21 protein-coding genes are annotated in these 23,351 nt (G+C 40.1%); 18 read left to right on the top strand and 3 right to left on the bottom strand.

The features are described from left to right. Positions 1-4 precede the first annotated feature (4 nt). Positions 5-166: a hypothetical protein gene (locus tag EL079_RS09690; RefSeq protein ID WP_164712078.1), complete on the top strand. Its 162-nt coding sequence runs from the start codon at positions 5-7 to the stop codon at positions 164-166. Here the strand turns inward: EL079_RS09690 and EL079_RS05620 are convergent. Together EL079_RS05620 and EL079_RS05615 are read right to left on the bottom strand one after the other, a co-directional pair. Continuing rightward, positions 154-894, bottom strand: a complete 741-nt coding sequence (locus EL079_RS05620; protein ID WP_003031085.1) for an amino acid ABC transporter ATP-binding protein — start codon at positions 892-894, stop codon at positions 154-156. The two genes, EL079_RS09690 and EL079_RS05620, sit on opposite strands and share 13 nt — an antisense overlap. Further along, entirely contained in the window at positions 891-2,456 is a 1,566-nt protein-coding gene (locus EL079_RS05615) for an ABC transporter substrate-binding protein/permease (RefSeq protein WP_003031063.1), read from the bottom strand. The genes EL079_RS05620 and EL079_RS05615 overlap by 4 nt, the downstream gene beginning before the upstream one ends. Before the next feature lie 126 nt (positions 2,457-2,582). Between EL079_RS05615 and EL079_RS05610 the strand changes: the two genes are divergently transcribed. From EL079_RS05610 to sufU, 8 genes are all read left to right on the top strand, one after another. Beyond that, positions 2,583-4,472 carry a DUF2207 domain-containing protein gene (locus EL079_RS05610; protein ID WP_003031084.1) on the top strand — a complete coding sequence of 630 codons (1,890 nt, stop codon included), beginning with the start codon at positions 2,583-2,585 and terminating at the stop codon, positions 4,470-4,472. Between the two features lie 66 nt (positions 4,473-4,538). Next, positions 4,539-5,381 carry an undecaprenyl-diphosphate phosphatase gene (locus EL079_RS05605; RefSeq protein ID WP_003031068.1) on the top strand — a complete coding sequence of 281 codons (843 nt, stop codon included), beginning with the start codon at positions 4,539-4,541 and terminating at the stop codon, positions 5,379-5,381. A 123-nt stretch (positions 5,382-5,504) separates the two neighbouring features. Beyond that, positions 5,505-6,257: an adaptor protein MecA gene (gene mecA / locus EL079_RS05600; protein ID WP_003031098.1), complete on the top strand. Its 753-nt coding sequence runs from the start codon at positions 5,505-5,507 to the stop codon at positions 6,255-6,257. Continuing rightward, positions 6,248-7,414: a glycosyltransferase family 4 protein gene (locus EL079_RS05595; RefSeq protein ID WP_018543634.1), complete on the top strand. Its 1,167-nt coding sequence runs from the start codon at positions 6,248-6,250 to the stop codon at positions 7,412-7,414. The genes mecA and EL079_RS05595 overlap by 10 nt, the downstream gene beginning before the upstream one ends. Positions 7,415-7,504: 90 nt before the next feature. Further along, entirely contained in the window at positions 7,505-8,275 is a 771-nt protein-coding gene (gene sufC / locus EL079_RS05590) for a Fe-S cluster assembly ATPase SufC (protein WP_003025885.1), read from the top strand. A gap of 39 nt (positions 8,276-8,314) precedes the next feature. Further along, entirely contained in the window at positions 8,315-9,577 is a 1,263-nt protein-coding gene (gene sufD, locus EL079_RS05585) for a Fe-S cluster assembly protein SufD (RefSeq protein WP_003031089.1), read from the top strand. A gap of 15 nt (positions 9,578-9,592) precedes the next feature. Next, positions 9,593-10,825 carry a cysteine desulfurase gene (locus tag EL079_RS05580; RefSeq protein WP_003031066.1) on the top strand — a complete coding sequence of 411 codons (1,233 nt, stop codon included), beginning with the start codon at positions 9,593-9,595 and terminating at the stop codon, positions 10,823-10,825. Then, positions 10,812-11,267: a Fe-S cluster assembly sulfur transfer protein SufU gene (gene sufU, locus EL079_RS05575; protein ID WP_003031067.1), complete on the top strand. Its 456-nt coding sequence runs from the start codon at positions 10,812-10,814 to the stop codon at positions 11,265-11,267. The genes EL079_RS05580 and sufU overlap by 14 nt, the downstream gene beginning before the upstream one ends. A 456-nt stretch (positions 11,268-11,723) precedes the next feature. Here sufU and pbp3 read toward each other — a convergent pair whose 3' ends face one another. Continuing rightward, positions 11,724-12,965, bottom strand: a complete 1,242-nt coding sequence (gene pbp3, locus EL079_RS05570; protein ID WP_018543635.1) for a D-alanyl-D-alanine carboxypeptidase PBP3 — start codon at positions 12,963-12,965, stop codon at positions 11,724-11,726. 157 nt (positions 12,966-13,122) lie between these two features. On the opposite strand from pbp3, the gene EL079_RS05565 reads away from it, so the two are divergent. From EL079_RS05565 to pepC, 9 genes are all read left to right on the top strand, one after another. Continuing rightward, a complete protein-coding gene (locus tag EL079_RS05565) occupies positions 13,123-14,466 on the top strand; it encodes a DEAD/DEAH box helicase (protein WP_018543636.1) in 1,344 nt (447 codons plus the stop codon). Positions 14,467-14,625: 159 nt separating this feature from the next. Further along, the gene (locus EL079_RS05560; RefSeq protein WP_003031080.1) at positions 14,626-15,435 is read left to right on the top strand and encodes an amino acid ABC transporter permease; all 810 of its coding nucleotides are present in this window, start codon (positions 14,626-14,628) and stop codon (positions 15,433-15,435) included. Continuing rightward, positions 15,435-16,178 carry an amino acid ABC transporter ATP-binding protein gene (locus EL079_RS05555; RefSeq protein ID WP_003031065.1) on the top strand — a complete coding sequence of 248 codons (744 nt, stop codon included), beginning with the start codon at positions 15,435-15,437 and terminating at the stop codon, positions 16,176-16,178. The genes EL079_RS05560 and EL079_RS05555 overlap by 1 nt, the downstream gene beginning before the upstream one ends. A gap of 108 nt (positions 16,179-16,286) precedes the next feature. Continuing rightward, a complete protein-coding gene (locus tag EL079_RS05550) occupies positions 16,287-16,511 on the top strand; it encodes a DUF4059 family protein (RefSeq protein WP_003031103.1) in 225 nt (74 codons plus the stop codon). 62 nt (positions 16,512-16,573) lie between these two features. Next, positions 16,574-17,485 (top strand): thioredoxin-disulfide reductase, encoded by a 912-nt coding sequence (gene trxB / locus EL079_RS05545; protein ID WP_003025866.1) that lies wholly within the window; start codon positions 16,574-16,576, stop codon positions 17,483-17,485. Between the two features lie 367 nt (positions 17,486-17,852). Then, positions 17,853-19,229 carry an amino acid permease gene (locus EL079_RS05540; protein WP_003031075.1) on the top strand — a complete coding sequence of 459 codons (1,377 nt, stop codon included), beginning with the start codon at positions 17,853-17,855 and terminating at the stop codon, positions 19,227-19,229. A gap of 214 nt (positions 19,230-19,443) precedes the next feature. Next, positions 19,444-20,904: a nicotinate phosphoribosyltransferase gene (locus EL079_RS05535; protein WP_003031088.1), complete on the top strand. Its 1,461-nt coding sequence runs from the start codon at positions 19,444-19,446 to the stop codon at positions 20,902-20,904. After that, positions 20,901-21,725, top strand: coding sequence for an ammonia-dependent NAD(+) synthetase (nadE, locus tag EL079_RS05530; RefSeq protein WP_003031116.1), 825 nt, complete (start codon positions 20,901-20,903; stop codon positions 21,723-21,725). Before EL079_RS05535 ends, nadE begins: the two co-directional genes overlap by 4 nt. A 147-nt stretch (positions 21,726-21,872) precedes the next feature. Then, complete coding sequence (pepC, locus tag EL079_RS05525) at positions 21,873-23,210, top strand: aminopeptidase C (protein ID WP_003031078.1); 1,338 nt, start codon at positions 21,873-21,875, stop codon at positions 23,208-23,210. Positions 23,211-23,351 lie beyond the last annotated feature (141 nt).

Below are 23,351 nucleotides of genomic sequence, written 5' to 3'. Positions count from 1 at the left end.
TTTTATGAGTTTCTTGCAAGTCGCAGTGGTGAGTGGGTTCTATGCGGTTGATAAATCAACCTTTACAGCCCTACTCAACTGTGCGGGGGTGGGACGACAAAATCAAATTTCTTCGAAATTACCGATTTTTGTCCCACTCCCGTCGGTTGTGGATTATCGTAAGTAACGTTGTAAAAATTCTTTTGTGCGTTCTTTCTTAGGGTGAGTGAAAATGTCTTCAGGTTTGCCTTCTTCGGCAATGATGCCTTTGTCCATGAAAATAACACGATTGGAGACATCACGCGCAAACTCCATTTCGTGCGTGACAACAATCATGGTTAAGCCCTCTTGAGCAAGGTCTTTCATTATTCTCAGCACTTCACCGACCATTTCGGGGTCAAGCGCTGAGGTTGGCTCGTCAAATAAAATGGCATCTGGGTTCATGGATAAGGCACGTGCAATAGCAACCCGTTGCTTTTGTCCGCCAGAGAGTTGTTTTGGTTTGGCTTGCCAGTAAGGTTGCCCCATGCCAACTTTTTCAAGATTTTCTTTGGCGATTTTTTCGGCCTCTGCTCGTTCTCGCTTGAGAACAGTTGTTTGTGCGACAATGGTATTTTCAAGAACGTTAAGGTTTTCAAAAAGGTTAAAGCTTTGGAACACCATACCGAGTTTTTCACGGTAATGAGTGAGGTTATAGTTTTCTTCTAGTACATTTTCACCACGATAAAGGATTTCTCCTCCACTTGGCTCTTCAAGGAGATTGATAGAGCGTAAGAAAGTAGATTTTCCACTACCAGAGCTTCCGATGATAGAAATGACTTCGCCGGAGTGGACAGTGAGAGAAATGTCTTTTAAGACTTCATTTTGTCCGTAGGATTTTTTAAGATGATTGATTTCTAAAATGGTATCGCTCATGCCTTTACTCCTTTCGTTTGCATTTGATTAGCGCCCGTTGTGTAATCATCTGTGTCAAAACGCCGTTCTACATAGCGGAGGATGCGTGTTACCGTAAATGTTAGGACAAAGTAGATCACGGCAATAATCGTAAAGGTTTGGAAATATTGGTAAGTTTGGGTGGCAATAGTATTTCCTGAGAAATAAAGTTCAACAACGGAGATAACATTTAGTACGGAAGTATCTTTAATGTTTATGACAAATTCATTCCCTGTAGCAGGTAGAATATTGCGTACGACTTGTGGAAGAACAACTTTGCGCATGGTTTGATTATGTGTCATTCCTAGAGCGGTTGCGGCTTCAAATTGTCCTTTGTCAACGGCGAAAATTCCTCCGCGGACAATTTCACTCATATAAGCGCCCGTGTTAATGGAAACGATAAAGATGGCTGCGATTGTACGATCAATGGAAACTCCAAATGCCTGTGCTGTTCCGTAGTAAATAACCATAGATTGAACAATCATAGGTGTTCCACGGAAAATTTCGATGTAGACATTCAGGAACCAACCGAATAAAGTTTGTAAAAGAGCGAGAGCTTTATTTTTGGCTGTAGGAGCGGTGCGGTAAACACCGATTAAGAGACCAATGATGAGCCCTGCAATTGTACCAGTAATGGAAATGAGAAGGGTTAAGCCAGCTCCGCGCAGAAATTGGGACCAGTTGTCTTTCAGAATCTTTGTCACTTGTCCAAAGAAAGTAGTTTTATCTTTGCTGGTGTCAGTTTCAACAGGTTGGTTTTGAATCATCTTGTCCATTAAAGCGACTTGGTCTTTGGCACTGATTTTAGCGATAGCAGCATTGACTTGTTCTAGACGATTGTCGTTTTTGCGCATTCCGATTGCAATCGTAGCATCCTCTTCATTAACTTCAAAACCTTTTTTGAACTGAATCATTTTAAATTTTGAATTAGCGGATTCTGCTGTGAGGGCTTCGGGACGTTCAGAAATGTAGCCGTCTATCACTCCTGACTCAAGTGCTTGGCGCATTTGAGCGAAGTCGCCCATTGCAGTTTCTTGCTTAGCGTCTGTCAGTTGGGAAATCAAATTGTAGAGGTAGACACCTTGTTGAGAGGTGATTTTTGCTCCTTTGAAGTCCGTCAACGTTTTTGCATTGGCATAGGCTCCGTCTTTATTGACTAGTACCACAGGCTCACTGGTGTAGTAGCTATTGGAAAATGCGATTTCTTTTTTTCGCTCAGCAGTTGGACTCATTCCAGCGATAATCATATCTAATTTACCTGATGTCAATGCAGGGATCAATCCATTCCAAGAAGTTTTGACCACTAACGGTTTTTTGCCCAATGCTTTTGCGACTTGTTTGGCGATTTGGACATCATAACCATTGGCATATTGGTTGGTGCCTTCGATTTTGACGGCACCATTTTTATCGTCATCTTGCGTCCAGTTGAACGGTGCATAAGCCGCTTCCATTCCGATTCGCAAGTATTCATCGGCTTGAGCTCTATTTGCAAATCCGAAACTAAGCAGCAGAAGTGCAAATAGAGATAAGAATAATTTCTTCATATTTTCTCCTCATCTAAAAATAGCTTCCTTTCATTGTACCGAAAAATGCCATGCTTTTCAATATTGGGGAAACCCTTACTTGAAAAAATGGTATAATAAAGGCAATTAGTATAAGGAGATTGCTAGATGAAAAAGTTTTTTTGGAGTATCATAATTATTTTCTCATGTTTGTTCTTCAGTCAGCGGGTCTTGGCTGTGAGTTATGATATTGAATCCTATAAAGGCAATTTACAGATTCATTCTGATAATACAGCGACATTTGTTGAAACAGTCAATTACCATTTCTCAAGCGGTTACAGAGGACAAATCATTACTTTGGGGACATCTGGTAAAGTTCCTCTGGGCTTTGATGTGGAAGGAAAGCCGACGATTCTAGCTTTAAGAAATGGACAACCAAAAACGGATATTACTGCTGTTCAGGAATACATTGCGGGTGGTTATAAATATAAAATTTATAATGCCGGTAATAAAGGAGACTGTGTAACCATTACGGTTACTTGGAAGTTGAAGAATATGTTGTTTGTCTACAATGATATTGTAGAATTACACTGGATTCCAATCAGTGATTGGGATAAAAAATTAAATAATGTAGAATTTCGGATTACTCCTCCAGCTACTTCACAACAGACTGAATTGTATGCTCACACGGGTTATTTTATGAAGCCAGCTCAAGTGACACGAGAGGGAGATAGCTATCTGATCCGTGTCGCTAGTATTGCTAAAAATAGAAATTTAGAATTTCATGCATATTGGGATCGATCGCTAGTAACTGTTCCTGAAAATAGTTTAGCTGTTACAAAACGCAATCGATTGCAAGAGTTTCATCAAGTTGAAAAGGAAGTTGCCACCAGTACAAAAAAATACCAGAGATTAGTAGACTGGGACTTACCACTTGCTTTGGTATTGGTTGGCCTAATTAGTTTGGCTTTTTACATTATTTTTCATCTTAGAACAAAATCCCGTGTAACGTTTCCTAAGCATGCTCGTTTGTATGAAATACCGCAAGATTTACCACCAATGGTCATTGCTTCAAATGTTTATTCAGTAGATTTGACAGAATTGGATCCGACTGAGCGACAAGCTACATCTCTGAAATTTGAAAATCTTGTCCAAGCTACTTTATTAGATTTGATTGATCGAGGCAATCTTGTTTTTACAGATGATACGAAACAGCCAAAATTACAAAGAGTGACAGATAAGGGTTTAGCTGATTTTGAAAAAGAATTTTTAAAAATGGCTATGGGAAACAACAAGCAGTTGCTTGTAAAAAATTTGTTTTCAGATTTTAAAATTGACGATAAGATATATAATAGTGGTGAGAAAGCTGTTCGTAGCGCAGGCAACAGAGTGAGAAAACTATTAAAATGCTATTTAAAACTTATTACAGAAAATATACATGAAATTATTGAGCGTGAGCAATTGCCAAATAATTATCGCCCTGTTGCTAAAAGGGAGCTCTTGTGTTTATATCTTTCAATGCTCCTTATGAATCTTATTGTGTTTGCTTCTCTTGGCATCTTAGCTTGGATTTTCTTAGAGTATGGACTCGTATTTTATCAATTTGTAGTTAGCTTCTTCATTGCTGGCGGAATGCTGTATTACCTTTTGAGAAAATGCAAAATGGTGAAGCGTGATGGCGTCTTAAATGAAGAAGGGGCAGAAAACTATTATTACTGGAAGAGTTTTGCTAATATGCTGCATGAGATTGCTCATTTAAAGGATACAGAAGTGGAAGGAGTGATTTTGTGGAACAGATTATTGGTTTATGCTGCTATGTTTAATTGTGCAGATAAGGTGACCAAGACGATGAAACTACGAAAAATCACAATTGACAATCCATCGATGAATGCTTTTGTTTATCAGGATATGGTGTATGATTTTCATGCGAGCTCACATGCTTTTGTTGGCTATGGGGCAGCAGCTAATTCGGCTAGCAGTTTCTCTGTTTCATCAGGTGGAAGTAGCGGTGGCGGCTTCTCTGGTGGTGGCGGAGGCGGAGGAGGAGGCGCTTTTTAAAAAAGTGCCCTATTCTCTTGCTTGAAATTATGCTATAATAAAACAAATCAATCTTAGGAGAAGAAAATGTTTATCGTTGAAATGTTGAAGTCCATTATCTTTGGGATTGTAGAAGGAATTACCGAGTGGTTGCCGATTTCGAGTACAGGTCACTTAATTTTAGTGCAAGAATTTCTCAAATATAAAGATCAGAATGCTGCTTTTATGGAGATGTTCAATGTTGTAATACAATTAGGAGCGATTTTAGCGGTTGTCGTGATTTATTTTGATAAATTAAATCCGTTTAAACCTGGAAAGACAGCGCGTGAAGTGCAGAAAACATGGCAATTATGGGCGAAAGTGGTGATTGCAGCTGCGCCGGCTGCCATTATTGGCTTACCTTTGGATGATTGGTTTGATGCACATTTTTATAACTTCATTTCTGTTGCTTGTATGTTGATTATCTACGGTGTAGCTTTCATTTTACTAGAAAAACGTAATAAAAACGTAGAACCGACAATTACCAGCTTAGATCGATTGCCTTATAAAACTGCTCTCTACATTGGGTTATTTCAAGTATTGTCACTCTTTCCTGGTACCAGTCGCTCTGGAGCAACGATTGTAGGAGGGCTTTTGAATGGGACCAGTCGTTCTGTGGTGACAGAGTTCACTTTCTTTTTGGGAATTCCTGTCATGTTTGGTGCAAGTGCTTGGAAGATTTTGAAGTTTATCATCAAAGGAAACACACTTGGATTTGGGCAATTCTTCTTGCTGCTTGTAGCAATGGGCGTTGCATTTGGGGTTAGTCTCTATGTCATTCGCTTCTTGACAGACTATGTGAAAAAGCACGACTTTACGATCTTTGGGAAATATCGTATCGGGCTCGGTGTTTTGCTTATCGTGTACGGAATCTTTAAAGCTATTTTTTAAGTATTCAAAACTCAACAGTTTTTGTTGAGTTTTTTATTGGTAAAAGAAAATGAGGCTATCTATTTTTTGTAAAAAACCCGAAATTTTAGTATAATGAAAAGACTAGAAGTATGAGGTAATGCTATGGAAATGAAGCAAATTAGTGATACAACGATTAAAATCACAATAAAATTAGAGGATTTAGAGGAACGTGGGATGGAAATGGCAGATTTTCTAGTCCCACAAGAAAAAACAGAAGAGTTTTTCTATGCGATTTTAGATGAGTTGGAAATGCCAGAGAGCTTTTTAGATAGTGGCATGCTCAGTTTTCGTGTGACACCAAAGCCCGACCGATTGGATGTCTTTGTCACCAAGTCTAAGATTGATAAGAATTTAAACTTCGATGATTTGGCAGATTTGCCAGATGTAGAAGAGTTGTCTCAAATGTCTCCTGATGAATTTTTAAAGACATTAGAAAAAAATATTTTTGAGAAAAGTAAAGACGATATGGAGGCTGTTCGTTCTTTGGAAACGGCGGAAGCAGACGATAACACAAGCACTTCTGATATGGAGTCAGAGGAAAATAGTGACGAACTAACGCAGAAATATATTTATTACATTTTGAAATTTTCCAGCCTGAAAGAAGCAATTGTTTTTTCTAAGACAGTAGATTATGCTGTCAATACTTCGGAGTTGTACAAAATGGACGACCACTATTATTTGACAATCTTGGTTGATATTGAAGGGCGTCCAAAGCGTTATCCAGCTTGGCTCCTGGCTTTGATGCGTGAACATGCAGAAGATACGGATGTGACAAGAGCTGTTTTGCAAGAGCACGGTTACTTATTGCTTGTCAACGAGGCGGTTGCCAGTCTTAAAAAGGTTAAATGCTTATGATTCCCTTCCCTTTAAAATTCATTTTGGTGTTGCTTGGAACCTTTTTCATCGGTGTGATTCTCACGCCTTTGGTGCGTCTATTGGCATTTAAGATAGGTGCGGTTGATTATCCAAATGCACGAAGAATCAACAAAAAGCCGATGCCAGGCAGCGGCGGTTTAGCTATTGTCATTGCTTTTTCGGTTGCTACACTTGTTTTTATGCCGATGATTGTGCAAGCGACCTTTCATGGAAAGGGTTATTTTGATTATATTTGGCCTGTTGTTTTAGGAGGCGGAATTATTGCTCTGACAGGATTGATTGACGATGTAAAAGAGTTGAAGCCTTTAGCAAAGATGTCAGGAATTGTGTTAGCTGCTAGTTTGATTTGGCTATTGACGGATTTCCGTTTGAATCATTTTAAAATTCCTTTTGGTGGGCCGCTGCTGCACTTTGCTCCTTGGCTATCTTTCATTTTGACGGTTATCTGGATTATTTCGATTACCAATGCCGTTAATTTGATTGACGGGTTGGACGGATTAGTGAGTGGTGTATCCATTATTTCGCTGGTGACAATGGGGATTGTTTCCTACTTTTTCTTGCCAGATCACAATGTCTTTCTAACCTTAACTATTTTTGTCTTGGTCATGTCTATCGCAGGATTTTTCCCTTACAATTACCACCCCGCTATTATTTATCTGGGAGATACAGGAGCGCTGTTTATCGGTTTTATGATTGCGGTTTTGTCATTGCAAGGCTTGAAAAATGCGACAGCTGTCGCTGTGATTACTCCGATGATTATTCTGGGAGTGCCGATTACAGACACATTTTTAGCGATTGTGCGTAGAACTTTATCTGGACAAAAATTTTATACACCAGACAAGCGACATCTTCATCATCGGCTGTTATCCTTGGGCTTAACACACCGTGGGACAGTCTTGGTTATTTATGGCATTTCTATGATTTTTGCCATGATTTCTCTTTTGCTAAATGTTTCGAGCCGTATTGGTGGGACACTGTTAATTATTGGACTACTTTTTGGAGTGGAACTTTTGGTAGAACTAATTGGTGTTCTGGGTCCAAATCGAACACCGCTACTCAATATCCTTCGTTTTATCGGAAATTCTGCTTATCGGGAAGAAATCAGAACAAAGTTCAGAAATAGAAAAAAGAAGTAGACTCGCACTTAAACAAAATCAAAGCCTTTTTGGCTTTTTTTTGCTATACTGGTAAGGTAGATTATGGATATGAAGAAAGGAAAGTTTGCCATGTCTGTGTTAGAAATCAAAGACCTCCATGTAGAAATTGAAGGAAAGAAAATCTTAAAAGGAGTCAATCTGACTCTTAAAACAGGAGAAATTGCAGCCATTATGGGACCAAACGGTACGGGGAAATCCACCTTATCAGCAGCGATTATGGGAAATCCGAATTACGAGGTAACCGAGGGAGAAGTTCTCTTTGACGGTGTCAATATTTTAGAATTGGATGTGGACGAACGAGCTCGCATGGGGCTTTTTCTGGCTATGCAGTACCCAAGTGAAATTCCAGGTATTACCAATGCAGAATTTTTGCGAGCAGCTATGAATGCAGGTAAAGAAGACGACGAAAAAATCTCTGTTCGTGATTTTATCATGAAATTGGACGAAAAGATGGAATTGCTGAATATGAAAGAGGAAATGGCCGAGCGTTATCTGAATGAAGGCTTTTCTGGCGGTGAAAAGAAACGCAATGAAATCTTGCAATTGTTGATGCTAGAGCCAACTTTTGCGCTACTGGATGAAATTGACTCTGGACTAGATATTGATGCACTGAAAGTGGTGTCTAAGGGCGTCAATGCTATGCGTGGTGAACATTTTGGTGCTATGATTATTACGCACTATCAACGTCTGTTGAATTATATTACGCCTGATGTGGTCCATATCATGATGGATGGGCGTGTAGTTGCTTCTGGTGGTCCGGAATTAGCTGTTCGTTTGGAGCAGGAAGGTTATGCCAAATTGGCTGAAGAACTTGGTTTTGATTACCAAGAAGAAGTCTAGTCAACCTTTCTTTTTACTTAGAAAAGATAGGAGAATGAAATGACAAAGGAAACCATTAAACATTTTTCACAAATGCATGCGGAGCCTGAGTGGTTGGCAAATCTCCGTCAAGCTGCCTTTGATAAAATAGATAAGTTGGAACTGCCTGTTATTGAGCGGGTGAAATTTCACCGCTGGAATTTGGGAGACGGCACGCTGTCAGAAAGTGAGGTTCTTGCAAATGTGCCTGATTTTACAGCACTGAATGATCATTTGACATTGGTTCAGGTTGGAACACAGACTGTTTTAGAGCAATTGCCGGCTGAACTAACGGAGCAAGGAGTTATCTTTACAGACTTTTACACTGCTCTTGAGGAAATTCCAGAAATCATGGAAAAGTATTTTATGTCTTCAGTTAAATATGATGAAGATAAGCTGGCAGCCTACCATACAGCTTATTTCAATAGTGGAGCGGTGCTCTATATTCCAGATAATGTTGAAATCAGTCAACCCATTGAAGGTATTTTTTACCAAGACAGTAAAAGTGATGTACCATTTAATAAGCACATTCTAATTATTGCAGGGAAACACTCCAAGTTTACCTATTTAGAGCGTCTGGAGACCTATGGTTCTGGCAGTCTTTCTGCGACAGCAAATATCACGGTGGAAGTCATTGCCCAAACAGGAGCGCAGATTAAGTTTTCAGCTATTGATCGACTAGGAGAAAATGTGACCGCTTATATTAGTCGTCGGGGCAAGTTGGACGATGATTCTATGATTGATTGGGCGATTGGAGTCATGAATGAAGGGAATGTGATTGCTGATTTTGACAGTGATTTGTTTGGGCGCGGAAGTCATGCAGATATGAAAGTGGTGGCTCTCTCTCGTGGTAAGCAGATTCAGGGGATTGACAGTCGCGTCACCAATTACGGCTGCAATTCGATCGGCAATATCCTCCAACATGGAGTGATTTTGGAAAAGGGAACGTTGACTTTTAACGGAATTGGTCACATTATCAAGGGAGCTAAGGGGGCAGATGCGCAACAGGAAAGTCGAGTGCTCATGTTGTCTGACAAAGCACGTTCCGATGCTAATCCTATTCTTTTGATTGATGAAAATGATGTCACAGCAGGGCATGCGGCTTCTATCGGTCAGGTAGATCCAGAAGATATGTACTATCTTATGAGTCGAGGGCTAGATCAGGCAACGGCAGAACGGTTAGTCGTGCGTGGTTTCTTAGGTTCTGTTATCGTTGAAATTCCAGTCAAAGAAGTCCGTGCTGAGATGATTGAAACTATTGATGAAATTTTGGCTAAGAAATAAAAGATAGGAAAAGAAATGTCTAAACTTGATGTAGAAATCCTTCAGAGGGATTTTCCAATTTTGGATCAAATCGTCAATGATGAGCCCTTGGTTTATTTGGACAATGCGGCTACAACCCAAAAGCCTACGCAGGTATTAGAGGCGATTGCAGCTTATTACGAGAAAGACAATGCCAATGTTCATCGTGGTGTTCACACACTAGCAGAACGGGCAACGGCAGCTTATGAAGCTGCGCGGGAACGAGTGTGCTCCTTTATCCATGCCGCTTCAACGAAAGAAGTTCTCTTTACGAGAGGAACGACGACTGGGCTTAATTGGGTGGCGCGTTATGCCGAAAGTGTCTTGCAGCCAGGCGACGAAGTGCTGATTTCCGTTATGGAGCACCATTCCAATATCATTCCTTGGCAGGAAGCCTGTAAGAAAACAGGTGCTAGATTGATTTATGCTTATCTGAAAGACGGTATGTTAGATCTCGCTGACTTTCGGTCGAAATTGACTGGAAAGACGCGATTTGTTGCTTTGGCGCATGTTTCTAATGTACTAGGTGTGGTGAATCCCATAAAAGAAATAGCAGAGTTAGTGCACCAGGCAAATGCTCTTTTAGTGGTGGACGGAGCTCAATCAGTTCCTCACATGAAGATTGATGTACAAGACTTGGACGTTGATTTCTTTGCATTTTCAGGTCACAAGATGCTAGGTCCGACTGGTATCGGTGTTCTCTATGGCAAAGAAGGGCTACTTGAGCGAATGTCGCCTGTCGAATTTGGTGGGGAAATGATTGATTTTGTCTATGAACAAGAAGCGACATGGAAAGAACTACCTTGGAAGTTTGAAGCAGGCACACCCAATATAGCTGGTGCTATAGGTCTAGCTGTCGCCATTGACTATCTGGACAAGATTGGAATGGAAACAGTTCATCAGTATGAGCAGGAATTGATAGCTTACGTATTTCCAAGATTACAAGCTGTTGAGGGGCTTACCATTTATGGTTCGGAGGACTTGACTCAGCGGTCGGGTGTTATTTCTTTTAATCTAGCTGGGCTTCACCCTCATGATGTAGCAACAGCTCTGGACTATGAAGGCGTGGCTGTACGGGCTGGACATCACTGTGCTCAACCTTTGTTGAGTTACCTAGGAGTGGCAGCAACTGTTCGGGCTAGCTTTTATCTGTATAATACCAAAGCCGATTGCGATAAGCTCGTTGAAGCTTTACAGAAAACAAAGGAGTTTTTCGATGGCACTTTCTAAATTAAATAGTCTTTATAAAGCAGTTGTGACGGACCATTCAGCTCACCCTCATCATCAAGGTCGTTTGGATGGAGTGGAGCAAGTGAATCTCAACAATCCTACGTGCGGTGATGTCATCAGCCTGTCGGTTCAATTTGATGAGCAGGGCATGATTGAAGATATTGCGTTTGTGAATTCTGGTTGCAGTATTTCTACAGCTTCAGCCAGTATGATGACGGATGTAGTCCTAGGGAAGACAAAGGAAGAAGCGCTAGCTTTGGCAGAAATCTTCTCCCAAATGGTGCAAGGTAAGGACGATGAGCAGCAAAAGGAACTAGGAGACGCAGCTTTTTTAGCTGGTGTTGCTAAGTTCCCTCAACGCATCAAATGCTCAACCTTAGGTTGGAACGCTCTTAAAAAGGCGATTGAGGAAGCTGGAAATTCTGAAAAGTTGAGTAAATGAAGCTAAAATAAATAAGCTGAGACAAAAGTGCTCAGCTTTCTTTGTTTATATCGTTAGCATTACAAACGCAGTAGCTAATTGCTCAAAGCACTGCGTTGAGGTTACGGATAGAGCTTGAAAAGCAAGTCTCAAGGCGATTTGCTTTTCAAGCTTGGAAGAGTACTTTTGACGAAAACTTTGTTTTCTTTATCTGCCACCTCAACAGTCTCTCAGGCTATTGAGCAACCTTGTGGGAATGAGACTACAAACTAAAAATTTTTGATTTTGAGTTTTGTCACATTCCCAATTACTATTGAATGAGCTATAATATGTTCTATATCAACTTTTACAGCCTATTTGTCATCAAGTTACATTTGCTTATTTCCAACCTCAAAAGGTTCCTCAAGTCTTTCGAGCTATGCGGAGATGAACGATGAAATCAAGCTTCTACGAAATACTGATTTCTATTTCGCTCGTTTATAATTTTTCATTGACATATTGTACGAATTCATTCCACCATGATTTGAGGAAGAAAGGACGACCAATTTTCTCCGCTGAAAGCATGGAAATAGTTGGTGGCTTCTTGTCAAGATAGCCTTTTCCAATCAAATCATTATCAGTATAGGTCAATTTCCCAACAACGACACCCTTTTTTAAAGGAGTGGGATAACCGTTTTTATCAGTTGTAAAATGAACAGTCGGTTTTTTATGATTGTATCTCCGCACAATGGTGAGTTTTTCACTAGCAACAGCAGTGACTTCATCTTTTTGCCCGTTAATGACGCGGGCAGAGCTTTTATTGTAGGCTTCACCTTTTTTCACAAGAGTTTGGACTGTGAATTGTTTATAAATATAGGTCATAAATCTAGAGGTAGCCGTAAAGCGGGCATTCTCATCCTCATCTGCATGATCAACATTGAGGAGAATCGTAATCAAACGCATCCCTCTTTGCTGGATTGTTCCGACAAAGGAAGAGCCCCCTTTATCAGAAGTTCCAGTCTTGAGGCCATCTACTCCGGCTCGAAAGGCGGGCATGTTTTCGAGCATGTGGTTGGACGATGTAAGCGTCATGCCTGCAAAGTTAGACGTAGCTTTTTGGGTGATTTCTAGAACTTCTGGGTAATCAAGGATTAAACGCCGAGCAATAATCGCAACATCATGGGCATTCATTTTATTTTCGTCTTCTTTTCCTGAACCAGGATAAATATGTTCCTCTCCTAAAACAGAATTATTCAGCCCAGAAGCATTGATGATAGTAGTACCTTTGATTCCCCATTGTTGCAATTTAGCTTTCATCAAATCCACAAATTTTTTCTCACTACCGGCAACTTTTTCAGCCAAGGCAATCGCTGGACTATTAGCACTTGCTATTAAAGAAGTTTCTAACAGTTCTTCGACAGTATATTTTCTAGCTTCCAAAGGAACGTTACTGGTGTCTGGATTAACGGTTAGTTGATAAGGGTAGTCAGAAATATCTACGGAAGTTTGTAAAGTGAATTTTCCCTGATGAATCGCTTCATAGACTAAATAGGCTGTTAGTAGTTTAGTAATAGAAGCAATTTCAACTGGCTGATTAGCATCTTTTTCATACAAAATTTTTCCGGTTGCAACGTCAACTGCAATAGCATGCTTAGCACCTACTTCAAAGTTGTCTGCTAAAACCGTAGGAGCTAGGAAGATCAAGAGAGTCGTTACAAGAGTAATAATAAATTTTTTCATGGCCATCCCTTTTTTGTAAACTTATTATTATTGTATCATAAAATAAGGAGAGCTTCATAGAAAAGAGAGGAAGTAAGAAGAGAAAAACATGATTCATTTTTATTTTTAAAGCAAGTTCTGGTATAATAGATAGGATAAGAGACGAATAGAGGGAAACATGAAATTTACAGAATTTAAGTTTAAAGATTACATTCAAGAGGCACTCAAGGATTTGAACTTTGTTGAGGCGACAGAAGTCCAGGAAAAACTCATTCCGGTTGTCCTTGCTGGTCGGGACTTGGTGGGAGAGTCCAAGACAGGTTCAGGAAAAACCCATACTTTCTTACTGCCGATTTTTCAAAAACTAGATGAAGGCGCAGATAGTGTTCAGGTCGTTATTACAGCTCCTAGTCGTGAGTTGGCTAGGCAGATTTATCAGGCTGCACGCCAAATTGCTGCTTTTTCTGATAAGGAAATTCGAGTTGCTAACTATGTCGGTGGGACGGATAAAAACCGTCAGATTGGGAAATTGAGTTCCAGTCAACCACACATTGTCATTGGCACACCAGGACGCATTTATGATTTGGTCGAATCAGGTGACTTAGCCATTCATAAGGCGCATACTTTTGTCGTTGATGAAGCAGATATGACGCTTGATATGGGATTTTTAGTGACGGTGGATAAGATTGCGTCCAGTTTGCCGAAGGATTTGCAATTTCTGGTCTTCTCTGCGACCATTCCGCAAAAATTGCAGCCATTTTTAAAAAAATATCTATCTAACCCGGTCATTGAGCAAATCAAAACCAAAACGGTTATTTCAGATACCATTGAAAATTGGCTGATTTCAACAAAAGGACGTGATAAGAATGCGCAGATTTATAAAATCACACAGCTCCTACAGCCTTATCTAGCTATGATTTTTGTCAATACTAAGACACGAGCGGATGAATTGCATAGCTATTTGACAGCGCAAGGTCTCAAGGTGGCAAAGATTCATGGGGATATTGCACCGCGGGAGCGAAAACGGATTATGAATCAGGTGAAGAACCTAGATTTTGAATACATTGTTGCGACAGATTTAGCTGCGCGGGGAATTGATATTGAAGGCGTTAGTCATGTCATCAATGATGCGATTCCGCAAGATTTGTCCTTCTTCGTTCACCGAGTGGGACGAACTGGCAGAAATGGTCTACCGGGAACAGCCATTACACTTTATCAACCGAGCGATGATTCAGATATTCGTGAGCTGGAAAAATTGGGCATTCACTTCATTCCTAAGATGATCAAAAACGGAGAATTTCAAGATACCTATGACCGCGATCGTCGTGTCAATCGTGAAAAAACGCAGGAAAAATTGGACACGGAAATGATTGGTCTGGTTAAAAAGAAAAAGAAGAAAATCAAACCGGGCTATAAGAAAAAAATCCAGTGGGCTGTCAATGAAAAACGCCGTAAGACAAAAAGAGCTGAAAATCGCGCACGCGGTCGTGCAGAAAGAAAAGCGAAACGTCAAAGTTTTTAGTCTTAAAATTTCTTTATCACTCTCATAAATAAAAACAATTATTCTTTAGAGAACGAATGTGATAGACTAGTCTTGCTAGTCTATTTTTATCGTAGTAAATAATTGGTGAAATAAAAAAATTGTGATAGAATTAGACATTATCGAGAAAGGGAAGTTACTATGATTGTTACAACAGCGATTTTAACCTCTAATTGGTATCAAGAATTGGTTCAAAAGATTCCAGACGGACAGCTTTTTAGCTGGCGCTCTGTGTTTGACGGACTACCAAGAATTATCGAAAAATTACCAACAACACTACTACTGACCTTAGGAGGAGCTTTTTTTGGCTTGATTTTGGCTCTCATTTTTGCTGTTGTCAAAATCAACCGTGTGAAAATTTTGTATCCTCTGCAGGCCTTTTTTGTTAGTTTTTTGCGAGGGACACCAGTGCTTGTTCAGCTCATGCTGACTTATTATGGGATTCCTTTGCTTCTGAAGGCCATCAACTTGCGATTCGGTACGGGTCTGAATATCAATGCTATTCCAGCCTATCTATTTGCCATTGTAGCTTTTGCTTTTAATGAAGCGGCTTACGCTAGTGAAACCATTCGAGCGGCGATTTTGTCTGTTGATGCTGGAGAAATTGAAGCGGCTCGTAGTTTGGGAATGACAAACAGACAGGTTTACCGCCGTGTTATTATTCCCAATGCCGCAGTGGTTGCCACACCGACCTTGATTAACTCTTTGATTGGCTTGACCAAGGGAACTTCTCTGGCTTTTAGTGCAGGAGTTGTTGAGATTTTTGCTCAAGCGCAGATTTTGGGTGGTGCAGATTACCGTTACTTCGAGCGCTTTATCTCGGTTGCTCTTGTCTATTGGGGCGTGAATATTGTGATTGAAGCATTTGGGCGGTTTATCGAAAAGAAAATGGCGATTGAAGCGCCTGATAATCTCAATCTACAAATACAGGCGAAAGGAGATGTTCGATAATGATTCGTATTTCAAATTTCAGCAAATCCTTTTCTGGACAAATGGTTTTAAACAATCTTAGTTTAGAGATTCAAAAAGGAGAAGTGGTTGCTTTAATTGGTTCATCTGGTGCGGGGAAATCCACTTTCTTACGCAGTTTGAATTATCTGGAACAGCCAGACAGCGGCACGATTGCCATTGATGATTTTACTGTTGATTTTTCTAAGATTAGCAAGGAAGAAATCCTAACCTTGCGGCGAAAGTTAGCTATGGTGTTTCAGCAGTTTAATTTATTTGAGCGTCGGACGGCTTTGGACAATGTCAAAGAAGGTTTATTGGTTGTAAAAAAATTCTCAGACCAAGAAGCGACGAATCTTGCCAAAGAAGAACTGGCAAAAGTTGGTCTGTCAGACCGTGAAAATCACTATCCACGTCATCTGTCAGGTGGACAAAAACAACGTGTCGCTTTGGCGCGTGCGCTTGCGATGAAGCCAGATGTTTTGCTTTTAGACGAGCCAACATCAGCGCTTGATCCTGAACTAGTAGGGGAAGTTGAAAAATCCATTGCAGATGCAGCCAAGGCTGGTCAGACCATGATTTTAGTCAGCCATGACATGTCTTTTGTGTCTCAAGTGGCAGACAAGGTACTCTTTTTAGATAAGGGACACATCATTGAAATGGGTACTCCAGATGAAATAATGAACCATCCTAAAGAAGAACGCACAAAAGAATTTTTTGCCAGTTACAAACAGACATATATTTGATATAATAGAAAAAGAAGCCCAGTTGGCCTTGCTAGCTGGGTTTATTTTCAAGTTTGCGGCATTTGTTTTGAATGCCTTTAACAAAAATTAGGGAATAGAGGAGTGACTATGCTGTCTCGAGTTTTTTTACTCTATTTAGAGAGTTTGTTGATTACGGCACTATTGGTAGGGAGTTTTCTAGGATTATGGATTGGGCTTCGTGCTGTTCGGCGTGTTGATAAAACAATCAAAGATCGACAAGCTCATCTGTATGATATGCTATTGATTGCAGTGATGACGATTCCGATTTTATCCTTTGCAATGATGGGGATTCTGCTTATCTTCAGAGCATAATGTTTGAAAAAAGAGCTTAATAACGTTAGAATAACAGTGATTACAATAAAGGAAGTAAATTTATGTACGACACAATTATTATTGGAGCTGGACCAGCAGGCATGACAGCTGCGCTTTATGCTGCTAGAAGTAATCTTAAAGTGGCTCTTTTGGAACGTGGCATTCCAGGCGGACAAATGAACAATACCTCAGATATTGAAAATTATCCTGGATATGCTAATATCAGTGGTCCAGAACTAGCCGAAAAAATGTTTGAACCGCTCGAAAATTTGGGAGTGGAGCATTTGTTTGGCTCTGTTGAAAAAATCGAACACCAAGGAGCAATAAAAAAAGTCTTTACAGAAGATGAGATTTTTGAAACCAAGACGCTTATTATTGCGACTGGAGCTGTTCATCGTCATCTAGGAGTTCCGGGTGAAGAAGAATTAAACAGCCGCGGGGTGTCTTACTGTGCAGTCTGTGACGGAGCCTTTTTCCGAGATGAAGATTTGCTTGTGGTCGGTGGAGGCGACTCTGCGGTGGAAGAGGCTGTATTTTTGACTCGTTTTGCAAAAACGGTGACGATTATTCATCGGCGCGATGAATTGCGAGCCCAAAAGTTACTGCAAGAACGTGCATTTGCCAATGAAAAAATTCATTTTATCTGGGATTCAGTTGTGAAGGAAATCAAAGGTGACAAGCGCGTTAGCAGCGTTATGGTAGAGAATGTCAAAACGGGTGAAATATCTGAACATGAATTTGGCGGTGTCTTTATCTATGTTGGCTTAGATCCAGTTAGTGAGTTTGCCAAAGATTTGGGCATTACCAATGAAGCAGGCTGGATTGTAACTGATAATCATATGAAAACGGCTATTTCTGGCATCTATGCTATTGGAGATGTTCGCGAAAAAGATCTTCGCCAAGTAACGACAGCTGTCGGTGACGGAGCGGTTGCAGGGCAAGAAGTCTACAAGTATATCACAGAGAATTTTTAGAGCGAAAGACCAAAATCATCTTGAAAATTTTTGGTTCGTAGTCTCAGCCACGCAAGGCTTCTCAGCAGTTTAGGTGGTGGATAAAAAACGAAGTGCTGGACAAAGGTACTCATTTGAACTGGCAAAGCGAATCGCCTTTAGACTTTCGTTCCAGCATTAAGTGTACTCTAAACGCACGATATAAACAAAGGAAGCTGAGCACTTATTCCAGCTTCTTTTTGATTAATAAAAAGACAGTGATGCATTGGAGAATTAGAAATGAAAGGGTTTCTTTTGATTTGTTCAATTCTCGTGCCCTCATAAATGACTAGTGAAATTGTCAGAATTGTGGTACAATAGAAAAGTTCATGTGAAAAGGAGGCTTCGTATGAGTGAAAAGAATTCTGAAAATAATAAGAATAAAATGGAACGTGGCTTAAAAAATCGTCATGTCCAAATCATTGCTATTGCTGGGACAATTGGAACGGGTCTCTTTTTGGGAGCAGGACGTTCGATTAGTCTGACAGGGCCGTCAATTATTCTCATTTACATGTTGACCGGCGTCTTTATGTATTTGATGATGCGGGCGATTGGAGAGATGTTGTATTATGATCCAGACCAGCACACATTTATCAACTTCATTACCAAGTATCTTGGGAATGGCTGGGGCTATTTTTCCGGTTGGTCCTATTGGATTTCTCTCATTTTTATCGGTATGGCAGAAATCACGGCAGTTGCACAATATGTCCAATTTTGGTTTCCGACTTGGCCGGCATGGCTGATTCAAATCGTCTTCCTTGCTGTTTTGAGTATGGTCAATCTGATTGCAGTCCGAGTTTTTGGTGAAGTTGAATTTTGGTTTGCCATGGTCAAGATTGTAGCGATTATTGCTTTGATTGTGACAGCGATTTTTATGGTGTTGACAGGCTTTAAAACGCCCAATGGTGTAGCCAGCATCAGCAATATCAGTCAAAATTTCCAATTATTTCCTAATGGTTTTATGAGTTTTGTCATGGGCTTTCAAATGGTCTTCTTTGCTTATCAAGCTATTGAATTTATTGGAATCACAACGTCTGAAACGGCAAATCCTCGGCAGGTATTGCCAAAGGCTATTAAAGAAATCCCCTTGCGGATCGTTCTTTTCTACGGTGGCTCTTTGCTTGCAATTATGGCGATTATCCCTTGGCGGGATTTAGCAACCACAGATTCTCCCTTTGTGATTGTTTTCAAGTTGGCAGGCCTTAAATGGGCTGCAGCTTTGATTAACTTTGTCGTATTGACTTCAGCTGCTTCAGCTTTGAACTCTACCTTGTATTCGACTGGGCGTCATTTGTATCAAATTGCACATGATTCACCTAATCGCTTTTTGAATGGAATCGGTGCTGGGAAATTATCCAGACAAAATGTTCCGCAAAACGCTATTTTGACCTCAGCGGTAGTGATTGCATTAGCTGCTTTTATTCAGGTGTTACCAGGAGTATCAGACTCCTTTGCTTTGATTACTGCTTCTTCATCAGGAGTTTATATTGCTATCTATGCACTCACTATGATTGCTCACCTGAAATACAGAAAATCAAAAGAATTTATGGCAGATGGCTATCTAATGCCAGCCTATAAGTTTCTCAATCCTCTTACTTTGCTCTTCTTTGCCTTTGTATTTATAACCCTCTTTTTACAAAAATCAACTGTTGTAGGAGCAATCGGTTCAGCTATTTGGATACTTATATTTGGTATCTATAGCCAATTGAAATTTAAAGATAAATAATAATATAATAAAACCAAGGATAAATTTGCGACTTTTTAAAGTTGTACCCAATGCACCTTGGTTTTTAAGATGTTTTAAAACTGAAAATTTAGACACTGCAATACAACAGAAAACTTGAGAATAGTTATTTAAACACCTAAAGTTGAACAAGATTTCCTCTTGCTCTTTTGATTTGTGGTATAATAAGTAAAAATACATCTTACAAGGAGTCGTTATGTATCCAGATGATAGTTTAACCTTGCATACGGATTTGTATCAAATCAACATGATGCAAGTTTATTTTAGAAGAAATATTCATAATAAACGAGCTGTTTTTGAAGTTTATTTTCGGAAAGAGCCCTTTCATAGTGGCTATGCGGTTTTTGCTGGCTTGGAGCGGATGGTTCATTATTTAAATCATTTGACATTTTCAGATAGTGATATTGCCTATCTTCGTTCTCTTGACTATGATGAAGAATTTTTAGACTATTTAGCAAATTTGAAATTGGAATTAACAGTGCGGTCTGCACAAGAGGGAGATTTGGTCTTTGCCAATGAACCCATTGTTCAAGTAGAAGGTCCCCTTGCTCAATGTCAATTAGTGGAAACCGCCTTATTAAACATTGTCAACTATCAAACCTTGGTAGCGACAAAGGCAGCTCGGATTCGCTCAGTCATCGAAAATGAGCCTTTAATGGAATTTGGTACACGCCGAGCACAGGAAATGGATGCGGCTATCTGGGGAACTCGTGCGGCAGTGATTGGTGGAGCAAATGGAACCAGTAATGTTCGTGCTGGAAAGCTCTTTGATATTCCAGTCTTAGGAACGCATGCTCATGCTCTCGTCCAAGTCTATAGAAATGACTATGAAGCTTTTAAGGCGTATGCTGAAACGCACCATGACTGTGTTTTCTTGGTGGATACCTATGATACATTCCGCCTCGGTGTTCCTGCAGCGATTCAAGTAGCGCGTGAAATGGGGGATAAAATCAATTTCCTTGGAGTCCGGATTGACTCAGGGGATTTGGCTTATATTTCTAAAAAAGTCCGCCAGCAGTTGGATGAAGCTGGTTTTCCAAATGCTAAAATCTACGCCTCTAACGACTTGGATGAAAATACAATCCTCAACTTAAAAATGCAAAAGGCAAAGATTGATGTGTGGGGCGTTGGAACTAAGCTCATCACGGCTTATGACCAACCAGCACTGGGAGCCGTTTATAAGATTGTGGCTATTGAAGATGAACATGGCAATTTGCGTAATACGATTAAGCTCTCTAATAATGTGGAAAAAGTATCAACACCAGGTAAAAAACAAGTTTGGCGGATTACTAGCCGTGCAAAAGGCAAGTCAGAAGGAGACTATATCACTTATGATGGCGTAGATGTGAATGCTATTGCCAAATTAGAAATGTTCCACCCAACTTACACCTACATCAATAAAACAGTGACAAATTTTGATGCAGTACCTCTGTTGGTAGATATTTTTAAACAAGGTCAACTTGTGTACCAATTGCCAAGCTTAACAGAAATCCAAACATATGCTCGCAAAGAGTTTGATAAGTTGTGGGACGAATACAAACGTGTCCTTAATCCGCAAGATTATCCTGTGGATTTGGCGCGTGATGTATGGCAAGACAAGGTTGATTTGATTGATCAAATGCGCAAAAAAGCGAATCAAATGGGAGAAACAAAATGACCTTACAAGAAACGATTATCCAGCAATTAGGCGTGAAACCTGTCATTGACCCACAGGAAGAAATTCGTAAATCCATTGATTTTTTAAAGGATTATCTTAAAAAACATTCTTTTTTGAAAACCTATGTTTTAGGAATTTCGGGCGGACAAGATTCTACTTTAGCAGGACGTTTGGCGCAATTGGCAATAGAGGAAATGCGTGCGGAGACTGGCGATGCTAGCTATCAATTTATCGCAGTGCGTTTGCCATATGGGGTGCAGGCTGACGAAGACGATGCACAGCGAGCTCTTGCTTTTATCCAGCCGGATGTCAGTCTTGTTGTCAACATCAAAGAAAGTGCAGATGCTATGACAAAAGCGGTTGAGGCTACAGGAGCGACTGTCTCAGACTTCAATAAAGGCAACATCAAAGCTCGCAGCCGCATGATTGCGCAATACGCTTTAGCAGGCTCTTATAAAGGAGCAGTTGTCGGAACAGATCATGCAGCAGAAAATGTAACAGCTTTCTTTACGAAATTTGGTGATGGTGGTGCAGACATTCTGCCACTTTATCGTCTCAATAAACGGCAAGGGAAACAGCTGTTGGCTGCCTTGGGCGCTGATTCTGCCCTCTATGAAAAAGTACCAACAGCAGACCTGGAAGAAGAAAAGCCAGGCATTGCAGATGAAGTCGCTCTCGGTGTCACTTACAACGAAATTGATGACTATTTGGAAGGTAAAACCATTTCTGACCAAGCGAAAGCAAGGATTGAATCTTGGTGGCACAAAGGGGAGCACAAACGTCATTTGCCGATTACAATCTTCGATGATTTTTGGAAATAAGCAGGAGAATTGTTCTGACTTATGTTTTTTAAAATACGTCGGTTACTAAAATCAGCTGTATAACAAAAAGTTAGGTGCGCCTAACTTTTTGTTTGAAGATTTTTGGAAATAAGCTATAATAGTGTTTAGAATTAGAAGGAGGTATCTATGAATTCTATAGATCAACAATTTACAGATAAATTATATGCAAATTATGAAGCAACTGCTAAGTATGCTGCAATTGAAAATGCAGTTAGCCACAATGGTTTATTAACATCGCTTGAAAAGCGCAGCAGTGCAATTGAAAACAATCCTGTGTTTTCCATTGATTTGACCAAAGATAAAGTCAGCAATCAAAAAGCGTCTGGACGTTGCTGGATGTTTGCAGCGCTCAATACATTCCGTCATAAAGTGATTGCAGGCTTTCAATTAGAAGAATTTGAATTGTCTCAAGCGCACACATTCTTTTGGGATAAATATGAAAAATCCAACTGGTTTTTAGAGCAAGTCTTAGCAACAGCTGACCAAGACTTAACCAGCCGCAAAGTGAAATTCCTCTTAGATACGCCTCAACAAGACGGCGGACAATGGGATATGGTTGTGGCACTTTTTGAAAAATATGGGGTTGTTCCAAAATCAGTTTACCCAGAATCCATTTCATCTAGCAATAGCCGTGAGCTCAACCAATATCTCAATAAATTACTCCGTCAAGATGCACAAATCTTGCGTGATTTGGTTACTAGTGGAGCAGATGCGATAGCTATTCAAGCTAAAAAAGAAGAGCTCTTGCAAGAAATCTTTAATTTCTTAGCAATGTCACTTGGACTCCCACCTCGTACTTTTGATTTTGCTTATCGTGATAAAGATAACAATTTCCACAGTGAAACTGGACTGACACCACAAGCATTTTACAAAAAATACGTGGATCTTCAATTAGATGACTACGTTTCAATCATCAATGCTCCTACAGCTGACAAACCATACGGCAAATCTTATACAGTTGAGATGTTAGGAAATGTCGTAGGAGCACGTGATGTTCGTTATTTGAATGTTAATATGGAGCGTTTGAAAGAGCTGGCTATTGCTCAAATGCAGGCTGGAGAAACTGTTTGGTTTGGTTCTGATGTCGGTCAATCTAGCAACCGCAAAGCGGGCGTTATGGTTAATGACATGTACGATTTCACATCAAGCATGGATATTGAATTGACACAAGATAAGGCAGGACGTTTGGATTACAGCGAAAGTCTCATGACCCATGCTATGGTCTTGACAGGTGTTGATTTGGATGAAAATGGAAAATCAACAAAATGGAAAGTAGAAAATTCTTGGGGTGACAAAGTCGGAGACAAAGGTTATTTTGTTGCCAGCGACGACTGGATGGACGAGTACACTTATCAAATCGTTGTCCGTAAGGAATTCTTAACAGCAGAAGAACTAGCTGCTTATGAAGCAGAACCAAAAGTACTTGCCCCATGGGATCCAATGGGAGCTTTGGCTAGTAAATAATAAGAATTAAAAAGAAGCGGTATAAAAAATTTTGATACTTAATGAAAATCAAATTGCAAACTAAGAGATGAGTCCGTAAGCAGATTAAAAGAGGAGCTTTTGAGATCGCAGACGAAACTGACAAAGTTTGAAGAGATTTTC

The sequence above is a fragment of the Streptococcus anginosus genome (assembly GCF_900636475.1).
In the GTDB taxonomy this organism is placed as follows: domain Bacteria; phylum Bacillota; class Bacilli; order Lactobacillales; family Streptococcaceae; genus Streptococcus; species Streptococcus anginosus.
The sequence above is the reverse complement of the archived record's forward strand: the minus strand, read 5'-3'. Positions and strand labels throughout refer to the sequence as shown.

Excerpts from the sequence above, each read along its gene's own strand:
- EL079_RS09690 (WP_164712078.1), top strand. The coding sequence starts at position 5 with ATGAGTTTCTTGCAAGTCGCAGTGGTGAGTGGGTTCTATGCGGTTGAT.
- EL079_RS05620 (WP_003031085.1), bottom strand. The coding sequence starts at position 894 with ATGAGCGATACCATTTTAGAAATCAATCATCTTAAAAAATCCTACGGA.
- EL079_RS05615 (WP_003031063.1), bottom strand. The coding sequence starts at position 2,456 with ATGAAGAAATTATTCTTATCTCTATTTGCACTTCTGCTGCTTAGTTTC.
- EL079_RS05610 (WP_003031084.1), top strand. The coding sequence starts at position 2,583 with ATGAAAAAGTTTTTTTGGAGTATCATAATTATTTTCTCATGTTTGTTC.
- EL079_RS05605 (WP_003031068.1), top strand. The coding sequence starts at position 4,539 with ATGTTTATCGTTGAAATGTTGAAGTCCATTATCTTTGGGATTGTAGAA.
- mecA (WP_003031098.1), top strand. The coding sequence starts at position 5,505 with ATGGAAATGAAGCAAATTAGTGATACAACGATTAAAATCACAATAAAA.
- EL079_RS05595 (WP_018543634.1), top strand. The coding sequence starts at position 6,248 with ATGCTTATGATTCCCTTCCCTTTAAAATTCATTTTGGTGTTGCTTGGA.
- sufC (WP_003025885.1), top strand. The coding sequence starts at position 7,505 with ATGTCTGTGTTAGAAATCAAAGACCTCCATGTAGAAATTGAAGGAAAG.
- sufD (WP_003031089.1), top strand. The coding sequence starts at position 8,315 with ATGACAAAGGAAACCATTAAACATTTTTCACAAATGCATGCGGAGCCT.
- EL079_RS05580 (WP_003031066.1), top strand. The coding sequence starts at position 9,593 with ATGTCTAAACTTGATGTAGAAATCCTTCAGAGGGATTTTCCAATTTTG.
- sufU (WP_003031067.1), top strand. The coding sequence starts at position 10,812 with ATGGCACTTTCTAAATTAAATAGTCTTTATAAAGCAGTTGTGACGGAC.
- pbp3 (WP_018543635.1), bottom strand. The coding sequence starts at position 12,965 with ATGAAAAAATTTATTATTACTCTTGTAACGACTCTCTTGATCTTCCTA.
- EL079_RS05565 (WP_018543636.1), top strand. The coding sequence starts at position 13,123 with ATGAAATTTACAGAATTTAAGTTTAAAGATTACATTCAAGAGGCACTC.
- EL079_RS05560 (WP_003031080.1), top strand. The coding sequence starts at position 14,626 with ATGATTGTTACAACAGCGATTTTAACCTCTAATTGGTATCAAGAATTG.
- EL079_RS05555 (WP_003031065.1), top strand. The coding sequence starts at position 15,435 with ATGATTCGTATTTCAAATTTCAGCAAATCCTTTTCTGGACAAATGGTT.
- EL079_RS05550 (WP_003031103.1), top strand. The coding sequence starts at position 16,287 with ATGCTGTCTCGAGTTTTTTTACTCTATTTAGAGAGTTTGTTGATTACG.
- trxB (WP_003025866.1), top strand. The coding sequence starts at position 16,574 with ATGTACGACACAATTATTATTGGAGCTGGACCAGCAGGCATGACAGCT.
- EL079_RS05540 (WP_003031075.1), top strand. The coding sequence starts at position 17,853 with ATGAGTGAAAAGAATTCTGAAAATAATAAGAATAAAATGGAACGTGGC.
- EL079_RS05535 (WP_003031088.1), top strand. The coding sequence starts at position 19,444 with ATGTATCCAGATGATAGTTTAACCTTGCATACGGATTTGTATCAAATC.
- nadE (WP_003031116.1), top strand. The coding sequence starts at position 20,901 with ATGACCTTACAAGAAACGATTATCCAGCAATTAGGCGTGAAACCTGTC.
- pepC (WP_003031078.1), top strand. The coding sequence starts at position 21,873 with ATGAATTCTATAGATCAACAATTTACAGATAAATTATATGCAAATTAT.